The organism is Roseibium sp. RP-7 (assembly GCF_053005225.1).
Genome location: NZ_JBRKQA010000002.1, coordinates 1,127,204 through 1,146,977 on the forward strand (window position 1 = coordinate 1,127,204; position 19,774 = coordinate 1,146,977).

General features: G+C 60.3%; 14 protein-coding genes. 9 read left to right on the top strand and 5 right to left on the bottom strand.

Translation table 11 applies throughout. The features are described from left to right. Window positions 1–13: 13 nt before the first annotated feature. The 9 genes from ACVDG9_RS19875 (at window position 14) to ACVDG9_RS19915 (ending at window position 13,815) form a co-directional block, all read left to right on the top strand. Complete coding sequence (locus ACVDG9_RS19875) at window positions 14–1,336, top strand: ABC transporter substrate-binding protein (protein ID WP_055656022.1); 1,323 nt, start codon at window positions 14–16, stop codon at window positions 1,334–1,336. Window positions 1,337–1,422: 86 nt separating this feature from the next. Further along, window positions 1,423–3,159, top strand: coding sequence for an ABC transporter permease (locus tag ACVDG9_RS19880; RefSeq protein WP_055656025.1), 1,737 nt, complete (start codon window positions 1,423–1,425; stop codon window positions 3,157–3,159). Between the two features lie 27 nt (window positions 3,160–3,186). Then, window positions 3,187–4,245 (top strand): ABC transporter ATP-binding protein, encoded by a 1,059-nt coding sequence (locus ACVDG9_RS19885; RefSeq protein WP_447238777.1) that lies wholly within the window; start codon window positions 3,187–3,189, stop codon window positions 4,243–4,245. 488 nt (window positions 4,246–4,733) lie between these two features. Further along, window positions 4,734–7,118 (top strand): methyl-accepting chemotaxis protein, encoded by a 2,385-nt coding sequence (locus ACVDG9_RS19890; protein WP_447238778.1) that lies wholly within the window; start codon window positions 4,734–4,736, stop codon window positions 7,116–7,118. Between the two features lie 111 nt (window positions 7,119–7,229). Further along, the gene (locus ACVDG9_RS19895) at window positions 7,230–7,808 is read left to right on the top strand and encodes a histidine phosphatase family protein (protein WP_023003301.1); all 579 of its coding nucleotides are present in this window, start codon (window positions 7,230–7,232) and stop codon (window positions 7,806–7,808) included. Between the two features lie 207 nt (window positions 7,809–8,015). Then, complete coding sequence (locus tag ACVDG9_RS19900; RefSeq protein ID WP_447238779.1) at window positions 8,016–9,428, top strand: caspase family protein; 1,413 nt, start codon at window positions 8,016–8,018, stop codon at window positions 9,426–9,428. 47 nt (window positions 9,429–9,475) lie between these two features. Continuing rightward, entirely contained in the window at window positions 9,476–10,042 is a 567-nt protein-coding gene (locus ACVDG9_RS19905; RefSeq protein WP_447238780.1) for a hypothetical protein, read from the top strand. A 111-nt stretch (window positions 10,043–10,153) separates the two neighbouring features. Then, a complete protein-coding gene (locus ACVDG9_RS19910) occupies window positions 10,154–10,819 on the top strand; it encodes a hypothetical protein (RefSeq protein WP_447238781.1) in 666 nt (221 codons plus the stop codon). A 434-nt stretch (window positions 10,820–11,253) separates the two neighbouring features. Beyond that, entirely contained in the window at window positions 11,254–13,815 is a 2,562-nt protein-coding gene (locus ACVDG9_RS19915; protein WP_075282361.1) for a GcvT family protein, read from the top strand. Window positions 13,816–13,950: 135 nt separating this feature from the next. Here the strand turns inward: ACVDG9_RS19915 and ACVDG9_RS19920 are convergent, their stop codons facing one another. The 5 genes from ACVDG9_RS19920 to ACVDG9_RS19940 form a co-directional block, all read right to left on the bottom strand. Continuing rightward, window positions 13,951–15,186, bottom strand: coding sequence for a Tm-1-like ATP-binding domain-containing protein (locus ACVDG9_RS19920; RefSeq protein WP_152505714.1), 1,236 nt, complete (start codon window positions 15,184–15,186; stop codon window positions 13,951–13,953). Between the two features lie 8 nt (window positions 15,187–15,194). Next, window positions 15,195–16,682, bottom strand: a complete 1,488-nt coding sequence (locus ACVDG9_RS19925; protein ID WP_447238782.1) for an aldehyde dehydrogenase — start codon at window positions 16,680–16,682, stop codon at window positions 15,195–15,197. An 8-nt stretch (window positions 16,683–16,690) separates the two neighbouring features. After that, window positions 16,691–18,211: a tripartite tricarboxylate transporter permease gene (locus ACVDG9_RS19930; RefSeq protein WP_447238783.1), complete on the bottom strand. Its 1,521-nt coding sequence runs from the start codon at window positions 18,209–18,211 to the stop codon at window positions 16,691–16,693. A gap of 7 nt (window positions 18,212–18,218) precedes the next feature. Further along, window positions 18,219–18,758 carry a tripartite tricarboxylate transporter TctB family protein gene (locus tag ACVDG9_RS19935; RefSeq protein ID WP_447238784.1) on the bottom strand — a complete coding sequence of 180 codons (540 nt, stop codon included), beginning with the start codon at window positions 18,756–18,758 and terminating at the stop codon, window positions 18,219–18,221. 66 nt (window positions 18,759–18,824) lie between these two features. After that, window positions 18,825–19,760, bottom strand: coding sequence for a tripartite tricarboxylate transporter substrate binding protein (locus ACVDG9_RS19940; RefSeq protein WP_447238785.1), 936 nt, complete (start codon window positions 19,758–19,760; stop codon window positions 18,825–18,827). Between the last annotated feature and the right edge of the window lie 14 nt (window positions 19,761–19,774).

A 19,774-nucleotide genomic window follows, 5' to 3' on the forward strand; every position in this document is an offset into this window, starting at 1 on the left:
GAGACATAATCCAATGAGGAAATTACTGGGCCTGACGGCACTGGGACTGCTGGTGTCTGCCGGCGTGGCGAATGCTGCCGACAAGGTGGTCGTCGTGACATCCTTTCCGAAGGAACTGACCGATGCATTCGAAGCCGCCTTTGCTGCATCCAACCTGGACTACGAGCTGGAGATCCTGAGCAAGGGAACATCCGCAGCCGTCAAATACATTCAGGAAACCGCCGGAAACAACACGTCCGACCTGATGTGGGCATCCGCCCCCGATGCGTTCGAAGTGCTGAAGGGCAACGACCTGCTTGCCAAGGTCGAAATCAACGCCGAAGGCATTCCGGAAAAGATCGGCACGTACCCGATCAATGATCCCGACGGCTTCTATTACGGTTTTGCCGCATCCGGTTACGGCATCATGTGGAACACCCGCTACCTGCAGGCCAACGAGCTGGCACCGGCAAAGGAATGGGAAGACCTGGCCAAGCCGGAATATTTCGGTCATGTCGGCATGTCCGCACCGTCCCGCTCCGGCACCACGCACCTGACGGTCGAAACGCTTCTGCAGGGCGCCGGCTGGGAAAAGGGCTGGGCCGACTGGAAGTGGATTTCCGGTAACATGAACACGGTCACCGAGCGCAGCTTCGGTGTGCCGGATGGCGTCAACTCGGGCAACTTCGGCCTCGGCGTCGTTATCGACTTCTTCGGCTTCTCGTCGCGCGCGTCCGGCTTCCCGGTCGACTTCGCCTATCCGTCGGTCACTGCCGTTGTGCCTGCCAACATCGGTGTCGTGAAAAACGCTCCGAACCCGGAAGGTGCCAAGGCGTTCATCGAGTTCGTGCTGTCGCCGGAAGGCCAGCAGGTCCTGTTCGATCCGGCCATCATGCGTCTGCCGGTCAACCCGGCCGCTTACGCGACCGCACCGGACGGCATTCCGAACCCCTTCGAAGGCGACGATGTGAAGGCATCGGTCAACTTCGACGCCGACCGCTCGGAAAAGCGCTACAACGTCGTCAATTCCCTGTTCGACGTCATGGTCACCTACCGTCTGACTGAGCTGCGTGAAGCCGTCAGGGCCGTGCAGCTTGCCGAGATTGCGCTTGCCGACAAGGACAATGCGGAAGCCAAGGCACTGATCGCTGAAGCACGCGCACTCATCGACGCTACCCCCATCACCGAGGAAGAAAGTCTCGACCCCTCCTTCGCCGCCGTCTTCCAGCAGAAACGCAAGAAGGAAAGCGACGTCATCGAGGGCCGCCAGGCGGAAGTCGAGCAGCAGTGGGATGCCTTCGTGGTCGAGAACTACGCAAAGGCCAAGGCTCTGGCGGAAAAAGCCGCCAGCCTCTGACGGAAAACCAAAAACAACATCACGTCGAACTTGCCGCACCGCCCGGAACAGGGAAGGTGCGGCCTCTTCCCCGGAGTTCATAGCCGATGACTACGAGCAATGCAGCGACTGCGCCTGCAAGGCAGTGGCGCATATTTCCCGAGCTGTCCGGCACCGCAATTGCGGGCGTCGCGATCGCCATCTTCCTGCTGGCGTTTCTCATCCTTCCCGTCCTGAAAGTGACCTATGTCGCCTTTCAGGATCCCCACACAGGAGCCCTGACGCTCCAGAATTTCGGCGATTTCTTCCGCTCGTCGCTGTTCCGCAGTTCCTTTGTGAACTCCTTCTACGTCTCGGCGATGTCCGTGGTCGTGGCAACGGTTATCGCCCTGCCGCTGGCCTATATCACCACCCGTTTCAACTTCGGTGGAAGCGCGCTGATCCAGAGCATCGGCGTCATCCCGCTGATCATGCCGCCCTTCGTCGGCGCCATCGCGATGCAGCTCCTGTTCGGCCGCAACGGCACGGTCAACCTTCTGCTGTCGCAATACCTTGGCTTCAAGATCCCGTTCATGGAAGGTCTGAACGGCGTCATCTTCGTCCAGTCCCTGCACTATTTCCCGTTCATCCTGATCAACCTGTCGGCGTCGCTCCGCAACATCGACAAGGCAATGGAAGAATCGGCGCAGAACCTCGGCTGCACGGGCCTTCGCCTGTTCCGCCGGATCGTGTTCCCGCTCGCCATGCCCGGTTACATTGCCGGCGCCGCGCTGGTGTTCATCAAGGTCTTTGACGATCTCGGCACCCCGTTGCTGCTCAACGTCAACAACATGCTGGCCCCCCAGGCCTATCTGCGCATTTCCTCCGTCGGCATCAGCGATCCGATGGGCTACGTCATTTCCTTCATCCTGGTGGCCTTCTCGGTCTTTTCGCTGTGGGCATCCTTCCTGTTCATGCGGGGCAAGGATTACGCCACGGTTCAAAAGGGCGGTGGCGGCCTTGCGCGGCGCGACCTGTCGCGCGGCGAGAAGATCGTTGCCTATGGCGTCGTCGTCTTCATCCTGCTTCTGGTTCTGTCGCCGCATTTCGGCCTGACGCTGCTTGCGTTCGGCACGATCTGGTCGTTCAGCCCGCTGCCGGACGGCTACACGCTGGCCAACTTCGCCACCGTGTTCGAACAGTCCCTGCAATATGTGGTCAACACACTGATCTATGCAGGCCTTGCCGCCGGCTTCGACATCATCCTGGGAACGGCAATCGCCTACATCGTGCTGCGAACCGGCATCAAGGGCCGCAAGATGCTCGACTACATGGCGACCGCCGCGCTTGCCGTACCCGGCGTCGTGCTCGGCATCGGCTACCTGCGCCTGTTCCACAGCTTCGAGGTGCCGGTCATCGGCAAGCCGCTGGCGTCCTGGTGGGTCATCATCGTGATCGCCCTGACCGTGCGCCGCCTGCCCTATGCGCTCAGGGCCTGCATGGCCGCGCTTCAGCAGGTCAGCCTGTCGCTTGAGGAAGCAGCGGAAAACCTCGGCGCCTCCAAGGGCCGCTCCATCCGCAGGATCGTCGTTCCGCTGATGGCCGGGGGGATCCTCGCCGGTTTCGTCACCAGCTTTGCCACTGCCGCAGTCGAACTGTCGGCAACCATCATGCTGGTTTCCACCAGCGACGACGCTCCGCTCTCCTACGGGATCTACCTCTACATGCAAAGTCCGTCCGGCCGGGGTGCCGGCGCGGCACTCGGCATCCTCGCCGTCGTGATCGTCGGCCTGGGGACATACCTGTCGAACCGCATCATCGAGAAGGACCGGGCCCGCAAGGCCGAAGTCCGCGCATCCCACTGAGCGTTCAATTTCGAGGAAACACTTCCAATGACCAGAAAAGCAGTCGAAATACGGATCGAGGACCTGCATCTCTCCTTCGGCACCACCGAAGTCCTGCGCGGCGTCAACATGACCATCGAACCGGGTGAATTCTACGCCTTCCTTGGCCCGTCCGGCTCCGGCAAGTCCACCCTCCTGCGTGCCATTGCAGGCTTCGGTCCGACACCCAGAGGACGCATTCTCATCGGAGGCCGCGACATTGCCAAGCTTCCGCCCTGGAAACGCAATGTCGGCATGGTGTTCCAGTCCTATGCCCTGTGGCCTCACATGTCGGTTCGTGCCAACGTCGCCTTCGGCCTTGAGGAGCGGAAAGTCGCGCGCAAGGACATCGGTACCCGTGTGGAATCGGCGCTGGAACTCGTCGGCCTCCTGCATCTCGCCGACCGCATGCCTTCCCAGCTTTCCGGCGGCCAGCAGCAGCGCGTGGCTCTTGCCCGTACCGTCGTCGTCGAGCCGGATGTCCTGTTGCTCGACGAGCCGCTGTCGAACCTTGACGCCAGCCTGCGCATCCAGATGCGCCGGGAACTTTTGTCCCTTCAGAGGAAGCTGGGCCTGACGACCATCTTCGTCACCCACGACCAGGAAGAGGCCAACACCACCGCCGACCGAATGGCCGTGCTCGACGGCGGTGTCATCCAGCAGATGGGCACGCCGCAGGAACTCTACGACACGCCGGCAAATCTGTTTGTGGCAAAATTCCTGGGAACCGCAAACATCATCGACGGCACACTTCAGCGTGGCGACGGCGTAAATACCTTCAAGATTGCCTCCGGCGAAGTGCTTCATCTCGGTGCAGGCAGCCCCGACGGTTCTTCGCTCGTGCTGCGGCCGCAGAACATCGAAATCGTCACCGACCAGAACCACCCGGACCTGATTACGGGCAAGGTCAAGCACCGGGAATTTCTCGGCAGCCAGACGCGCTACCTGGTGGAAGCAGCAGGCAGTGAGCTGATCATCGATCAGAAACATGTGGGCGGTGTCGACTGGTACGAACCCGGCATGGAAGTGAAGATGAGCGTCAACACCCGGAACGCCGTGTTGCTCTGACGTTTTTCGGCATCAGGCCTGCACGGGATCGTGCCGGCCTCCTGCCCGGTGCAGGTGTCTTCACGCCATTCAGATCCGGTGCCCGGCCCAACCTCCTCTCACCCTTCTCCCTGCGGGCGGCCGCCACTGCCGGCCGGGAGGAGCTGAAAGCCCAAGGTTCGGGCGCCGGGGCCCGTGAGCGTCAGTTCACGGGCCATCTTTCGCAGTAACACTTGCCAATATGACGCAAGGTCAAGTTTTTGATATCGGAATCGCGATACAGGTCTCGCACCGCGAAGAAAATCGCACTGCCTTTCAAGCAATTCGGCGGTTCAAAGAAGGTTCCGATGCTCGGTGATATTAGTCAACTTTGGCTAGGCACTTGCCTCACCGATAAAACTGACCTGGTCATAAATAGTTTGGTAACAACTACCACCTAGCTTTCCCGGATTACTCCTGTGGCGGCATGGAGTTCAGTGAACCACTGAAACTCGATTCATGGGGGAAACATGAGAGCCGCCGGCAATCTTCCGATATCGATGAAACTCGCCATCTGCATGGCTGTTTCCGTTCTGCTTACAATGTCCGTTGCGGTCGTCGGCTATGTCGCGACCCGCCAGATGGGCGGGGCAATTCAAACCTCCCAGACAACGGGCTCTGCCCTGATGTCCATGGCCCAGCTGAACCGCCTGAAAGCGCGTTACGTCGAATCCGGCAATCCGGATGACGTCTCCGTGGTGAAGGACAGCATGACCGACATCTCCGCGACGCTGTCCGTTCTGCAAGCAGGCGGAGAAGACGTTGCCTCGGCGACCGGCAACATTGCGGCATTCTCGACTGCTTTCGACACCCTGGTTGCCTCCGAGGAAGAAATCGAACGCAAACGCCTGCAGATGATGACGTCCCTGGAAAACTTGATGGCGATCGGCCACAGCGTTGCCCATGCGGCAGCCAAACGCGAACAGAAGCTGGTCGACGAGCTGCAATCGTTGAGAACAAGCGGGGAAGCAGCCAGTGAACTCGCCCAGGCAGCAACACTTGCCAGCGCCCATTCCATGCAACTCAAGCTGGATCTGGAGACCCTGTTTCGACATCCGGACGCGGCTCACATGAAGGCCGTCAGCAAGTCCTTCGGCAAGTACTATCTCCTGATCCGAAAGCTGACGTCATCCGCAACCGTGGCGGAAAACCTGCAGCCCGCGCGTGACCTTGCCGAAGGCGCCAACGCTATGCGCGCCCTGCTCTCCGCCGTCCAGAAGGATCCGTCTCAGGCCCTGTCCAGGAGAGACGCCCTGACCAGGGGCTTTGACAGCCTTGCCGGACTGACCGATGCCGTGCGCAATGACCTTGGCCGCGCCTTCAAGACGGCCCACGGCGACATGCTGGCGATCGAGGGACTTGCCCGCTCCGCTGTTGCCGAAGCCAAGGCCGGCGACGACTTTGCTGCCGAAGCCCGGGTGTTGTCAGATGCGTTCTGGCAGTTCCAGGTCAACCGGTCGGATCTTACCCGCAAGGCGGTGCTCGACAGCATCGCGGCCCTGCAGATGCAACAGGAACAGGTTTTGTCCACCATGCTGACGGGAGCCGATGCGGTCGCAGCGCGCACCGCAATCGAAACCCTGGGCAGCGCCTTTGGGAAACTGTCTTCGGCCATGGCTGATTTCCGGGTTGCGCTTGCAGCTGCCGACACTGCCGAGACAAAGTTTGCCGAAGGCATTTCCGCGCTCAACGAAAGGCTGGAAACCAGTGCCGCCAGTACGGAAGCAAGGTCGACACTCATCCTGTTGGCGGTGTCCGCGATCGGGCTGGTGTTCGGCATTGCCGCGGCAGTTGCACTCTGGTTCACCGTTGCCCGCCCCGTGTCCGTTCTGACAGCTGCGACCCGTCGTCTGGCTGACGGCGAAGTCGATTTCACGATCGACGGTGCGGTCACGCGCGACGAGGTTGGGCAGCTCCGTCAGGCACTCCTGATTTTCCGTGACAGCCTGCTGGAAAACCGCCGCCTAGGCGAAGAACGGATGCAAAGCCAGTTGGCCAGTGAGGAGCGCCAACAGCATATAGACAGGCTGGTGGCCGGGTTCCGCAATGACATTCAGGACGTCCTGAAGAGCCTGTCCGAAAATGCCGGACAGATGCAGGACACTGCCCAGTCCATGACGGTGATTGCCGAAACGGCATCTTCCCTCACCGGCAACGCCACCGGTTCCTCGAACGAAGCCTCCGGCAACGTTCAGGCCGTCGCGGCTGCCACCGACGAGATGGCTGCCTCGATCGCCGAGATCGCCCGGCAGGTGGAAACGTCGAGCCAGATCGTCAGCAACGCCGCGGATAACGCCAACCGGACCAGCAGCAAGATTACCGGCCTGGCGGAAACCGCACAAAGCATCGAAGGCGTTGTTTCCCTGATCTCCGAGATCGCCGAACAAACCAACCTGTTGGCGCTCAACGCCACCATCGAGGCGGCTCGTGCCGGGGAAGCCGGCAAGGGCTTTGCCGTTGTGGCGGCAGAGGTCAAGTCGCTGGCAACTCAGACCGCAAGAGCGACAAACGAAATCGCCTCGCAGATTGCGGCCATGCAGGCGTCCGCATCGGAAACGGTTACGGCCATCGGCGAGATCGTCGCGATAATGCAGGACGTCTCGGAGTGCACCAGCGCGATTGCCGCTCCCGTTGAGCAGCAGGGCTACGCAACAAACGAAATCGCGCGGAATGCCGCCCTCGCCTCCAATCGAACCATGGCGGTCGTCGAAGACATGTCCAGCGTTTCGGACGCGATCGGGGACACCCGGAAATCCGCAAGCGATGTTCTGAATGCCTCCGACGATCTGAACCAGCAGACAGCACGCATTCGGTCGACCGTGACGACATTCCTCAACGAAGTGGCGGCAGCCTGAGATCAAACGCCTGCCGGGCGGGAGCACTGACTGCTGCCCGCCCAGTTCCCCCCCTGTAAAACCGGTTCGACCCGAACGGACCGCCGACATGACACTTAAAAAGACAATCCGATGACCCATCCGAAAATCATCTTCATGCGCCACGGCGAAACAGAATGGAACCTGATCGGCCGTGCGCAAGGCCGGCTGGATTCTCCCCTGACCGCAAAGGGGCGCGAGCAGGCGACCCTCTTGGGAAAGATCCTCGCCCGCGAACTGGTATCAGCCGAAGGTTACGACCAGATGGTCAGCCCCTTGGGCCGAACTCTGGAAACCTCGCAGTACCTGCAGCAGAACTTCGACTTTTCGCCGGTTGAAACCGACCTGCTCGTCGAAATCGATGTCGGCGGCCTGAGCGGCCTGACAAGGCCCGAGATGTTCGAGAAGTATCCCGAACACATGAACGGCAAGCCCGGCAACACATGGTATTTTGGCGCACCGGGTGGCGAGACACTGCAGCAGATGCGTGAGCGCGCCGGAGCCTGGCTTGCAGGCCTGACGGGACCGACAATCGCAGTGGCCCATGGCCAGATCGGCAAGGTTATTCGGGGTATCGTTCTTGGCCTCGATGACACCGGGATCCTCAGCCTCAAGGAACCCCAGGGCGTGGTTCATGTGCTTGAAAACGGACAGGAAACGGTCTGGAGCTAAAGACTGCGGGCGTGCCCCCCGTTCTACACGCCCTGCACTTTCCCCCGCGAAAAATACAAGACCAATACCGGAAGACGGGACGAACCCGTCACTTTGGCAATGGTCTTCCTCCATTGACGCTGTGGACAGGAAACCGGTGCTGCAGCTATACAAAGGAGAGTAATCAGCAAGAACTCCTTTATTTCATTCACTTAGCGGGGGCTACAAGTGAACTATTTGCTGCCAGCACATATTATTCGTTTGGGCGTCATTTTAACGACCATCGTATTTATTCAAATAATTTCCAGTACAGGATCCGCCTTTGCGGGTAAGCGTGTCGCACTCATCATCGGCAATTCGAATTACGAACATATTCAATCACTGAAAAACCCTCAAAACGACGCCCTTCTCATGGCAAAAACCTTGGGCGATGCCGGTTTTGAAGTGAGGCAACTCATCGACGGCAACTACAGGGATATGAAGCGGGAACTTCTCGAGTTTGGTCGCACCTTGCGGGATTCGTCGATCGAAGCAGGCCTGATCTACTACGCCGGGCACGGTGTGCAGGTACGCGGGGAGAATTATCTCATCCCGGTGAACGCCCTTCTTGCGGACGAGGACGAGGTCGATCTTGAGGGCATCAACGTCAACGACTTCCTCAAGGTGATGAACTCGTCCAGCAGTCCGGTGAACATCGTCGTACTGGATGCCTGCCGCAACAATCCCTTCAAAGGCTCTTTCCGCTCGGCCACCCGTGGCCTTGCCCCCATCGATGCACCCATGGGCACCCTGATCGCCTATGCGACGTCACCCGGGCAGGTCGCGATGGACGGTTCCGCCGGAAATTCCCCCTACACGGCCGCCCTCAGCCGCGCCATCGAAACCAGCCCCGGCGAGCCGATTGAATCCGTCTTCAAACAGGCCAGGCGCGATGTTCTGGCCGAAACCGCCGACCGGCAGGTGCCTTGGGAAGTCAGCTCGATCACCGGTGATTTCTACTTTTATGAAGACGGTCCGCTGCCAGACGATACCACCGGAGAAGCCGGCAGCCAGGGCAGCCTCGACGTCGCCTACTGGACCGCCATTCGCGACAATCCTTCCGTCTCGGAACTGCGCGCCTATCTCGCCCAGTTTCCAAACGGCCTTTTCGCAGGTGTCGCCGCCAACCGTCTGAAGGACCTCGAAGACACGCCGCAGGTCCAGGCAAGTCTTGCACCGAGCGAAGCCGAGCAACCTATAAACGAAGCTCCGGTCCCGTCCGACCCGAAGGAACTGACGAGGGCCGTCCAGGTGGAACTCAACAGGCTTGGCTGCGACGCAGGTTCGCCAGACGGTGTCTGGGGCCCGAAGAGTGGCCGCGCTCTCGACACGTTGAGGAACGAAGCCAAGCTTCAGCTTGCGTCCTTGTCTCCCAACGCGGCTGTCCTGAAGAAACTCCGGCAGCTCGACGGCAGGATATGTCCGCTGACCTGTTCCGCACGCTACGTACTGAAGAACAACGAGTGCGTCCTCAAAACCTGCCCCGCCGGACAACTGCTCTCTTCAGCAGGGCAGTGTTACACGAAGTCAAAACCCAGTCCCCAGTCCTCCTCATCCGGAGGTAACTGCTTCACGTTCAACGGCCAGCAATATTGTGACTGATCTGGCAAAGCGGCACACGTGTTCGAGTTTCAGATGATCGGGGCAAGATGGGGTTGATAAAAACTCTGGCAGCCAGCCTGCTTCTTGCGGCCGGCTTTGCAGGAAACGCAAGCGCGGACGACATGTCCGGCAAGACCATAACGATCGACATCACCATGCCGATCTGCGGTTTTGCCGACGGCACACAGTCCTGCGTCTGGGAACACAGCGCGTGGTTCTATCTCGCCGCCATCTTCTTCGCCGGGAACGATGACTTGTTCTATTCCCTTTCGTTTCACTCGAACTTCGAAACGGAAGGCGTCCGGATACCAACCGGCACGGGATCAGGTGAGAGGGTCAATAAAACCAAATCCGGCGACCCGATCGTCCATTTCGTGGATGTTGAGCGGCTCTCGGCAGACCGTCTTCATGCAGTCCACACCATGGAAATGGTTGAAGACGGATACATCCGGAAAAACGCATTCACGCTGGAAATGAACGGCAAGGAGTGCCGGATCCTGGAGTTCAGGCAGGAGCACTTCTCCAACACCCAGCTCAAGTACGCCTATGGAAAGCCGACCTCGCTGATTTGCAAGGTTCAAGACGGTCCGCAAACCGATGTCTATGGAAAGTGACAGCATGGACAGCGCACCGGCAAACCCGCAACCACAGCTCGAGACAAATCGATCAACATCGAATTTCAAGATCCTCCAGATGGAGGACATTTTCCCGGAAGGAGACTTATTGTGAAGAAGATTTTGTTCCTGGCATTGACGACTTCAATGCTGGGTATGGCCGGTTGCCAGTCGACGGCGCCGGAAGGCGCGTCCCCGGCCCAGAGCTCCAAATCAGCTCCCGCGACCTTCGATCTCGGCAGCAAGAAGATTTTCCTGACCTCGAATATCAAGATCGAGCAGAAGGACTATTATTCCAACACCAACAAGGGATCCTTCACCGAAACCAACAACCGCACGGGCACCACGGCCGTTCTGATCCGCCAGAACGGCGACAATCTGCTGGTCGCCGATCCGGACAACCAGGCGGGAACCGTGTTTGTGAACGGTAAAAGCGTCAAGACCTCCGGCAGCATCTCCGGCAAGGGCAGGACCAACTGCGTCAAGCTGGAAATCGAGGAAGGCTACAAGCGGAATATCTGTTCGCGCTACACCTACAGCAACGGCATCGTCGAGATTTCCGAAGAGGAAAAGGACCCAGCTGAGGACCGCACCACAAAGCGGACCTACAAATTCGCCTATGACGGCAACAGCTGCCGCTTCATCAGTTTCTCGGAGTTCTCGAACGCAAAGCGCGGCTATTGTGACGGCCCCTGCCTTGGCTACTACGGCGTCAACACCAAGTGGCGCTACACGCTCAACAGCACATCGACTTCAGGCAACTGCAGCATTCGCTGATTGGACCTGACGCGTTGCCCCGGGCAGCAGCTTTCCGGCTTGCGTTTCCCCGGGGCAACCATCCTCACCTGACGGATATGATGGCCGGAGCGCAACACGGCGAACGCCTATCATTTGCCGCCACTCCCTTCCAGCGTGGCGCGCTTGCCGGATACTTCCCCACACACCCGAAACCCTGACATTTCCCTGATAATTCGCGACCGTTTTCGTACCGTGCCGTGTTCTCGAAACACGATCAGCCTGTCGCAATCACAAGCCAGCTTTTCCTGACGATTTGAACCCCCGTGTCGTGGCGCTTATGCCGCCATGACGCAATTACGCTATTTTGCCTGTCGATCAGTCGCGATACTGCCGCCACGAAACGGAAATCCGGTGCAGTCGCACGGACCGGACGCAGGCGGACTGCGCTCCGGTCGATGAAAAAGGAATGAGACATGTCAGCATTTCCTGACAAGGCACAGATCGTCATCGTCGGTCTCGGCGGTATCGTCGGCGCGTCGATCGCACATCACCTCATCGAACGCGGCTGGACCGACATTGTCGGCATCGACAAGTCCGGCATTCCGACCGACATCGGTTCGACGGCCCATGCGTCCGACTTCTGCTACACCACCAGCCACGACTACCTGTCCGTCTGGACCACCCAGTACTCCATCGACTTCTTCGACAAGATGGGTCACTACGCCCGCGTCGGCGGTCTGGAAGTCGCGCGCACCGGCGACGACACCTGGATGGAGGAAATCAAGCGCAAGGTCACCTCGGGCAAGGCCTTCGGCACCAATGTGCGCCTCGTGACCCCGGCCGAGATCAAGGAAAAGTTTCCGCTGATCGAAGAGGACATGGTCCAGGGCGGCATGTGGGATCCGGATGCAGGTCTCGTCATCCCGCGCTCGCAGACGGTTGCAGGCAAGCTCGTTGATGAAGGCGAGAAGACCGGCAAGCTGAAAGCCTTTGCCAATACCCCGGCCCAGTCCCTTATCGTCGAGGACGGCCACATCAAGGGCGTCAAGACCCACCGCGGCACGATCATGGCTGACCATGTCATCGTCTGTGCCGGTCTGTGGGGCCGCCTGATTGCCGAGATGGTTGGCGAAGACCTGCCGGTAATGCCGGTCGACCATCCGCTGACTTTCTTCGGCCCGTACAACGAATTCGAAGGTACCGGCAAGGACATCGGCTATCCGCTGCTGCGCGACCAGGGCAACTCCGCCTACATGCGCGACACGGGCGATCCCAAGACGGCCGAAGGCGGCCAGATCGAGTGGGGGTACTACGAACCGACCCATCCGCGCATGTGCCACCCGCGCGATCTCCTTGAGAAGGATCAGGCCCGCCTGTCCCCCTCCCAGCGCGATCTGGAAATGGAACAGGTCATGGAGCCGCTCGAGCGCGCCATGGAGCTGACCCCGATCCTGGGTGAGATCGGCTACAACGAAGGCCATTCCTTCAACGGCCTTCTGCAGGTTTCCGCGGCCGGCGGCCCCTCCTGCGGTGAAAGCCAGAAAGTCCGCGGCCTGTGGTACTGCGTTGCGATCTGGGTCAAGGACGGACCTGGCTACGGCAAGCTGCTGGCTGACTGGATCACCGATGGCCGGACTGAAATCGACCATGCGTCCATCGACTATTCGCGCTTCTATTCCCACCAGCTGTCCGAGAAATACATCGAGGACCGCTGCTACGAAGCTGCGCAGAAGATCTATTTCCCGGCGATCCACCCGCGTGAGCCTTACCTGACGAGCCGCAGCGTCAAGCGGTCCCCGTTCTACGACCGCGAGGTTGAACTCGGCGGCCACTTCATGGAACTGGGCGGCTGGGAACGCGCGCATGGGTATGCCGCCAACGAGCATCTGCTGGAAAAATACGGCGACCGGGTTCCGGTTCGTGAAAACGAATGGGACAACCGCCATTTCTGGCGCGTCTCCAACGCCGAGCAGCTCGAACTCAGCGAGAACTGCGGCATCATCAACCTGTCGCACTTCTACATGTTCGACGTCGAAGGCCCGGACCACGTGGAACTGCTGGAGTGGCTGTGTGCCGCGAAGATCGGCGGCGATGCCAACATCGGCAAGGGTATCTACACCCACTTCCTCGATGACGAAGGCAACGTACGTGCCGACCTCACGGTCTTCCGCATGGCAGACCGCTGCCGCATCGTCGACGGTGCAGACGCCGGCCCGCGCGACTATCACTATGTGAAGCGCATCGCCGAGGACAAAGGCTTCGACGTCACGGTGACCGACGTCAGCGAGCAGTACACCACCATCGGCATCTGGGGCCCGAACGCCCGTGAGAACCTGAAGAAAGTGGTTGCCGATCCGGCAGCACTCGATCCGGAAAACTTCCCCTTCGCGGGCATCCGCCAGATCGAGATCGCCGGCAAGTCCGTCATGGCCCTGCGCCTGTCCTATGTCGGTGAACAGGGCTGGGAACTGCACATGAAGTACGAAGACGGCCTGGCGGTCTGGGACGCTCTGCGGTCCACAGGTGTCATCGCGGTCGGCGTCGAAACCTACGCCAACTCGCGCCGCATGGAAAAATCCCTGCGCCTGCAGAACGCCGATCTTCTGACCCAGTACAACCTCCTGGAGGCTGATCTGGCCCGTCCGAAGGTCAAGGAAGCGGATTTCCGCGGCAAGGCAAAGCACGTCGAGTACCGGGAGCGCGACAAGCAGCCGGCCATGCTCTGCACGCTGGTGATGCTTGAAAACACAGATGCAAGCGGCGTCAAACGTTACCCGGTCGGCGCAATGCCGGTGCAGGATCCGGACACGGGCAAGACGCTGGTCGACAGCCTGGGCCGTATTTCCTACACGACCTCGGTCGCCTATGGCCCGACCATCGGCAAGAACATCGCTCTTGCCTACCTGCCGCAGGAGTATTGCCAGGTCGGCCGCAAGCTGAATGTCGAGTATTTCTCGGAAACCTACCCGGTCGAGGTCGCCGGTGTCGGCTATCAGCCGCTCTACGATCCGGAAAACCAGAAACCACGGTCCTGATGACCAAGGCCCGTGACAGGCAACGACGTGCCACGGGCTGACCTCAGATCACAAGAACAAGCTAAAGCCCCATCTCACGACCCCAAAAAGCGCCGCTCGCCGGCGCTTTTTCCTTTCGTGGCACGCGCAGCGGCCTTAGCCACCCCGCATGACAATCCCTTCTTCGACCCATCTGTCGAAAACGCCAAGCGCAGCATCCGCAAACGCCTTGTCGTTGATATGCGCCGAAACCTCGGTCGTCTCGATACGGCCCGGGAAGACTGTCCTGACTTCGTCGATGAAGGCCGCCAGCCCCTCCGGATCGTGGGCTTCCTCGCCCTCCTTGTCCCAGGCCTCGATACCGCCAAGCGGCAACAGGAAATGGGTCGGCCCCTTGGCCGCCTCCAGCCGGTCGGCGAGTTCATTGGCCCACTGACGGCGCTCCTGCGGGTTGAAGACGGAGCTCTTGATCAGACGATTGTGCTCGTGAAACGGCCTGTCGGCATATTGCGCCGGGATTTCCTGCCAGCCGGCAAAATCCACCAGATCAAGCGCGCCCGGCGCCACGATCTGCGGCGTGCCCAGCCTGCCTGCATTCTGCAGCCGGTCCGGCCCGCTGCTGACCAGCGACCCTGCCAGGAGATTGCCGAATTCCTGCAGGCAGAAATCCATGACGCAGCAGAACGCCCCTTCCCGCGCCAGGCTTTCGAAGGCCATGCCGCCCATGCCGGTGGAATGGAAGACAGCGACTTCATACCCCCTGTCTTCAAGTGCCGGTTTCAGAAGCTTCATATAGGACAGGCAACTGGAGCCAAGCGATGTCATGCCGACCAGCGGCTTTGAGCGATCCGGCATCTGCGCGGCCCTGGCGGCACCCAGCACGGCGCCTGCGGCCTGCGCCAGCGACGACTTGCAGATTTCGTTGAGGCCATAAAGGCCACCGGCCCACAGGATCATCTGGATATCGGGCGCCAGCCGTTCCGGCGGGATCAGAGACGAGAAGCTGACCGTGGACACGATGAATTTCGGTACGCCCATCGGCAGCGCCTGGGCACAATCAAGTGCCAGGTCCGTCCCCATGGTTCCGCCAAGCGCGATCATGCCGTCGATGCGGCCTTGCGCATAAAGGTCGGCGACAAGCTTTGCCGCCCCCTGCGCCATCACCTGAAACGCCTTGTTCTCGTCGCCTTGCGCAATCACGTCCTCAATGGACATGCCGCCTGCCCTGGCGACCTCATGCTTGGAAATGCCGGTCGGCCTGGCCGGATCGCCCAGTACGCTGACATCCATCGTCAGCACCTCGCCGCCCTGGTCGCGTATGGTCTGCTCGATGAATTCCAGTTCGGCATTCTTGGTGTCGTAGGTCCCGATGGACAGGATTGTCTTGGTCATGGATATCCTCAGAGCTGGATCCAGGCTGTCTTCAGGTCGACATACTTGTCGAGCGCGTGCAGCGACTTGTCGTGGCCGTTGCCGGACTGCTTCATCCCCCCGAGCGGGACGGACATGTCCGAGCCGCCATAGGTGTTCACATGGATGACGCCGGACCGGACTCCGGAAATCATCCGATGCGCCCGGCCGAGATCGGACGTCCAGATACCGGCGGCGAGACCATATTCGGTGCCGTTGGCGATCCGGATGGCCTCTTCCTCGTCCTTGAAGGCGGTTACGGCCAGTACGGGTCCGAACACTTCCTTCCGGGCAATCGTATCGCCCGGCTTGACACCACTCATGACGGTCGGAGCCATGTAGTAGCCGCCGGTCTCAGTCAGGATCCGCTCACCGCCGGTGCGGCGCTCGGCACCTTCGGCTTCCGCGGTCTCCACGAATTTCAGGTCGGCTTCCAGCTGGGTCAGCGAGTGAACCGCGCCGATCTGGCTGGAAAGATCCAGCGGATCACCCACCTTGAAAGCTTCCGCTTCCCGGCAGATCGCGGCAACGAAGTCGTCGTGAATGTCCTCCTGCACCAGGAGGCGCGAACCGGCGACACAGACCTGGCCGGAATTGCGGAAGATCCCTGCCGCCGACACCTTGGCAGCTTTCGCCAGATCAGCCGCATCATTGAAGACGATGTTGGGGGATTTGCCGCCCAGCTCCAGATAACAGCGCTTCAGGTTGGATCTGGCGGAATATTCAAGAAGCCGCCGCCCCGTCGCGCCGGAACCGGTGAAGACCAGGATGTCGACGTCCATGGAGAGGGCCAGGGCTTCGCCGACAACGGCACCGGGACCGGTCACGACGTTGAAGACACCGTCCGGAACTCCTGCCTCGGACGCCAGTTCGGCAATCCTGAGCAGGCTGAGCGAGGCGGATTCCGCCGGTTTCAGCACGATGGAGTTCCCCATGGCGAGCGCGGGAGCAATCTTCCAGGCGCCGATCATCAGCGGGAAGTTCCAGGGAACGATGGCCCCCACGACACCGACCGGTGCCCGGTGAACAAGCCCCAGCACATTGTCTGCCGTCGGCGCGATCTCGCCATAGATCTTGTCGAGTGCTTCTGCGTAGTACCGGAAGGTCCCGGCCGCGGACAAAGCCTCGGCCTTGAAGGCCATGTTGATCTCGGTGCCGTTGTCGCGCACGCCGAGAACCGCAAGCTCAAGCGCTTTCGCCTCGATCAGATCCGCCAGCTTCAACAATACCTTCTTGCGGTGGGCCGGGGCGGCTTTCGACCAGCGGCCATCCTCGAACGCCTTGCGCGCGCCCTCAACTGCAACTCCCACATCGGCGGCCGTTCCGCTTGCGATCCTTGTCAGCGGTTTTCCGTCAATGGGGGAAAGCACCTCCAGCGTCGCCCCCTCCCGGGACGCGGCAAAGGCGCCGTTTATAAAATGCCCCTGCTCGGCAACGGGCTGGTTGCGCAAAACGTCGATTGCGGCCTGGTCAAGCATCTTGGTTCCTACCCTTGCTGGGTTGAGGTTTCGGAAGTGTCCTCTTCCCGATCCCGTCGCGCCTTTTGCTCGCGAATGACCGTACGTACGTGCAGGACGAGAATGAGAATGATCGCTGTGAAGAGGATTGCGGCGATCGGCCTGTCGATGAAATCGAGCGGGGAATTCACCCGCGCCATGGCGCTGCGAAGTTTCACCTCCATGATCCCGCCAAGCACCATGCCGAGGATGATCGGCACAATGGGCAGGTTGAGACGCTTCAGCACCAGGCCGAAGACGCCGAAGCCGGCGGCAATCGCGCAGTCGGTCACCGAGTTGCGCAGCGAGAACACGCCGACAAAGGAGAGCGTCATGATCATCACACCCAGGAAACGCGTCGGGATCTGAATGATCTTGAGCAGCAGCCCCGTGGAGGACAGGAGGAAGATCAGGACGATGATATTCAGGAGGATCAGCGCCAGATAGAGCGCGACCACAAAGTCGAGTTGCCCCTGGAACAGCTGAGGCCCCGGGATGACGTTATGAACATAGAACACAGACAGCATCATTGCCGTCAGCGCTTCTCCCGGAATGCCGAGAGCAAGCAAAGGGATCATCGCCGCACCTGGAACCGCATTGTTGGCAGCTTCTGAAGCGATCAGCCCTTCCGGCGATCCCTTGCCGAAAAGGTCCGGGTCCTTCGAGGATTTCTGCGCATAGGTGTAGGACAGGAACTGGGCAGTGAATTCACCCACGCCGGGGATCATGCCCATGAGAACACCGAAGCCGGAAGAAACGGTCGCCACCCGTTTGTACGCGAACAGCTCCTTGAGCCCGGTAAAGAGGTTGCCCTCGACCTTGGCCGATCCGGGTTGATGTTCCTTGTCGACCAGCAACAGCAACGCTTGCGAGATCGCAAAGAGACCGAGCACCACCACGATGAGATCGACACCGGAGGTGAGCCAGCTCTGGTCGAAGGTGAAGCGCTTGGTGTATTTGGCAGGCTCCAGGCCGATGGTGCTGAGGAAGATGCCGAAACAGGCCAGCATGCCGGCGGCAAAAACCTGTCCGCGGTGCGCAACCACAACCAGGATGATGCCCATCAAAGCCGCCAGGAAGATCTCGCGGCTGCCGAAATGCGGTGCGATCATCGCCAGCACCGGCGAGAGGACGATCAGGCACAGGATCGAAAACATGCCGCCGAAGAAAGAAGCCGAATAGGCGAGCGACAGCGCCCGATGCCCCTGCCCCTTCTTGGTCATGGGGTAGCCGTCATAAGTGGTCAGCGCATTGACCGCCGTACCCGGTGTGTTGATCAGCACCGCCGGAATGGCACCGCCATACATGGATGAGCCATAGACGCCGAGCAGCAGGGTCAAGCCGACGATAGGCTCGAAGGAAAAGGTTGCCGGCAGCAGGATTGCGATGGCAACGGCAGCTCCGACACCAGGAATTGCGCCGATGATGACACCACCGATGGAGCCGATCACCAGGGCCGCAAGAACGTCCCATTGGGCAAGCATGGACAGGCTGGAGAGGATCAGTTCCATTCTCGCCTCATAGATAGGTCAGGGCAAAGGCGCGGATGCCGTCAGGCAGCGCCTCGTAGATGTGGCCGGCGGGAACCTTGACCTGCAAAAACGCGCGGAAGATCACCACCACAGAAATGCTGAAGGCAACCGCGGCACCCAGGTTGAGAGGCGTTGCCTCGCCAATCCGGACACACAGAAACAAGGTGAAGGCGAGTGTCGCCGGCAGGTAGCCGATTTGCGGCACCAGGAGCACGTAGATCAGGAAATAGGCCACGAACTCGAACGACTTCAGCCAGAAGCCGACCTCGCGCCATCGACCCGGTATGCGCTTGGAGCAAAGCGAGCCTATGAAATGCAGGCTGGCGAACAGCACCATGCCGCCGATAGCGACTGTGGGCCAGAACCTTGGCTGTGCGTACCACTTGGTCCGCTTGGCCCAGACCGTCTCATCCGGGATCTGCGACAGAAGAAATAGGGAAAATGCCAGGAACAGGATTGCAAACACGATGTCGCCGGGCCGGCGATAGCGTTTGAACAGTTCCTGCAGCGTCTTGATGCGCGCCAAGCCGAACCCTCCTTGGAACCCGAAAGCAACCGGCCGGCGCGAGATGCGCCGGCCGAAATAGTCGCCTTATTGTTCGATCAGCTCGGAGATTTTCTGAAGCGCCGCCGCATCAGCCTCGATCTGCTGTTCGGACTGAACCGGGTCCTGCCAGTAGATCAGGACGCCGGTCTGGCCGATCAGCTCGAGCGCCTGCGGCGACTTGAGCGCAGCTTGCGCAGCTTCGGAAATCTTGATCCGTGCATCTTCGGGAACGTCCTTGTGAACGAACAGCCCGTTCCACAGCGCAACCGACAGATCCGGGTTGATTTCCTGCATGGTCTGTACGTTCGGCGTCAGGGACGTCCGTTCCTTGCCGATGCTGGCCAGGATCTTGACCTCGCCGAGGCACGGCTGGATCTGCTGCAGTGTCGTGTTGATGACGTCGACATCGCCAGAGGCCAGCGTGTTGCAGTTCAGCTCGTCAAAAGCCGCTTCGCTGGCAAAGTCGAAGCCGGAGTTCTTGGCGGCAGCGAATGTGATCTGGGTGGGCGGCAGGAACGAGCCGAAATGGCCGAGCGCGATCTCGTTTTCCTTGGCGTAATCAGCCAGCTCCGCCCACGTGGCGTAGGGCGCGTCTGCGCCAGCTGCAATCACGAACGGATAGGTCATGAAAATGCCGATCGGCTCGAACGGGTTCGGCGAAAGTTCGGGAATTCCGATCTGCGGACCACCAATCGGCACGTCGGTCACGAAAGAGCCGACCGTATAACCGTCGGCAGGCGCCGTTGCGACTTCCACTGCACCAGGGAACGGACCACCGCCGCCACCCGGCTTGTTCACGACCGCTGCCGGCACGCCGTACATTTCCTGGAACTTGTCCGCGATCAGACGGGTCAGCACGTCTTCCAGGTCCCCCGGAGGCCAAGGAACGATGAACGATACAGGCTTTTCCGGATATTCAGCCAGAGCGGCCGTTGCCGACATCAATGTCGCGGCCGTCAGGGCGATCACTTGCTTCTTCATTTCAACAGTCCCTT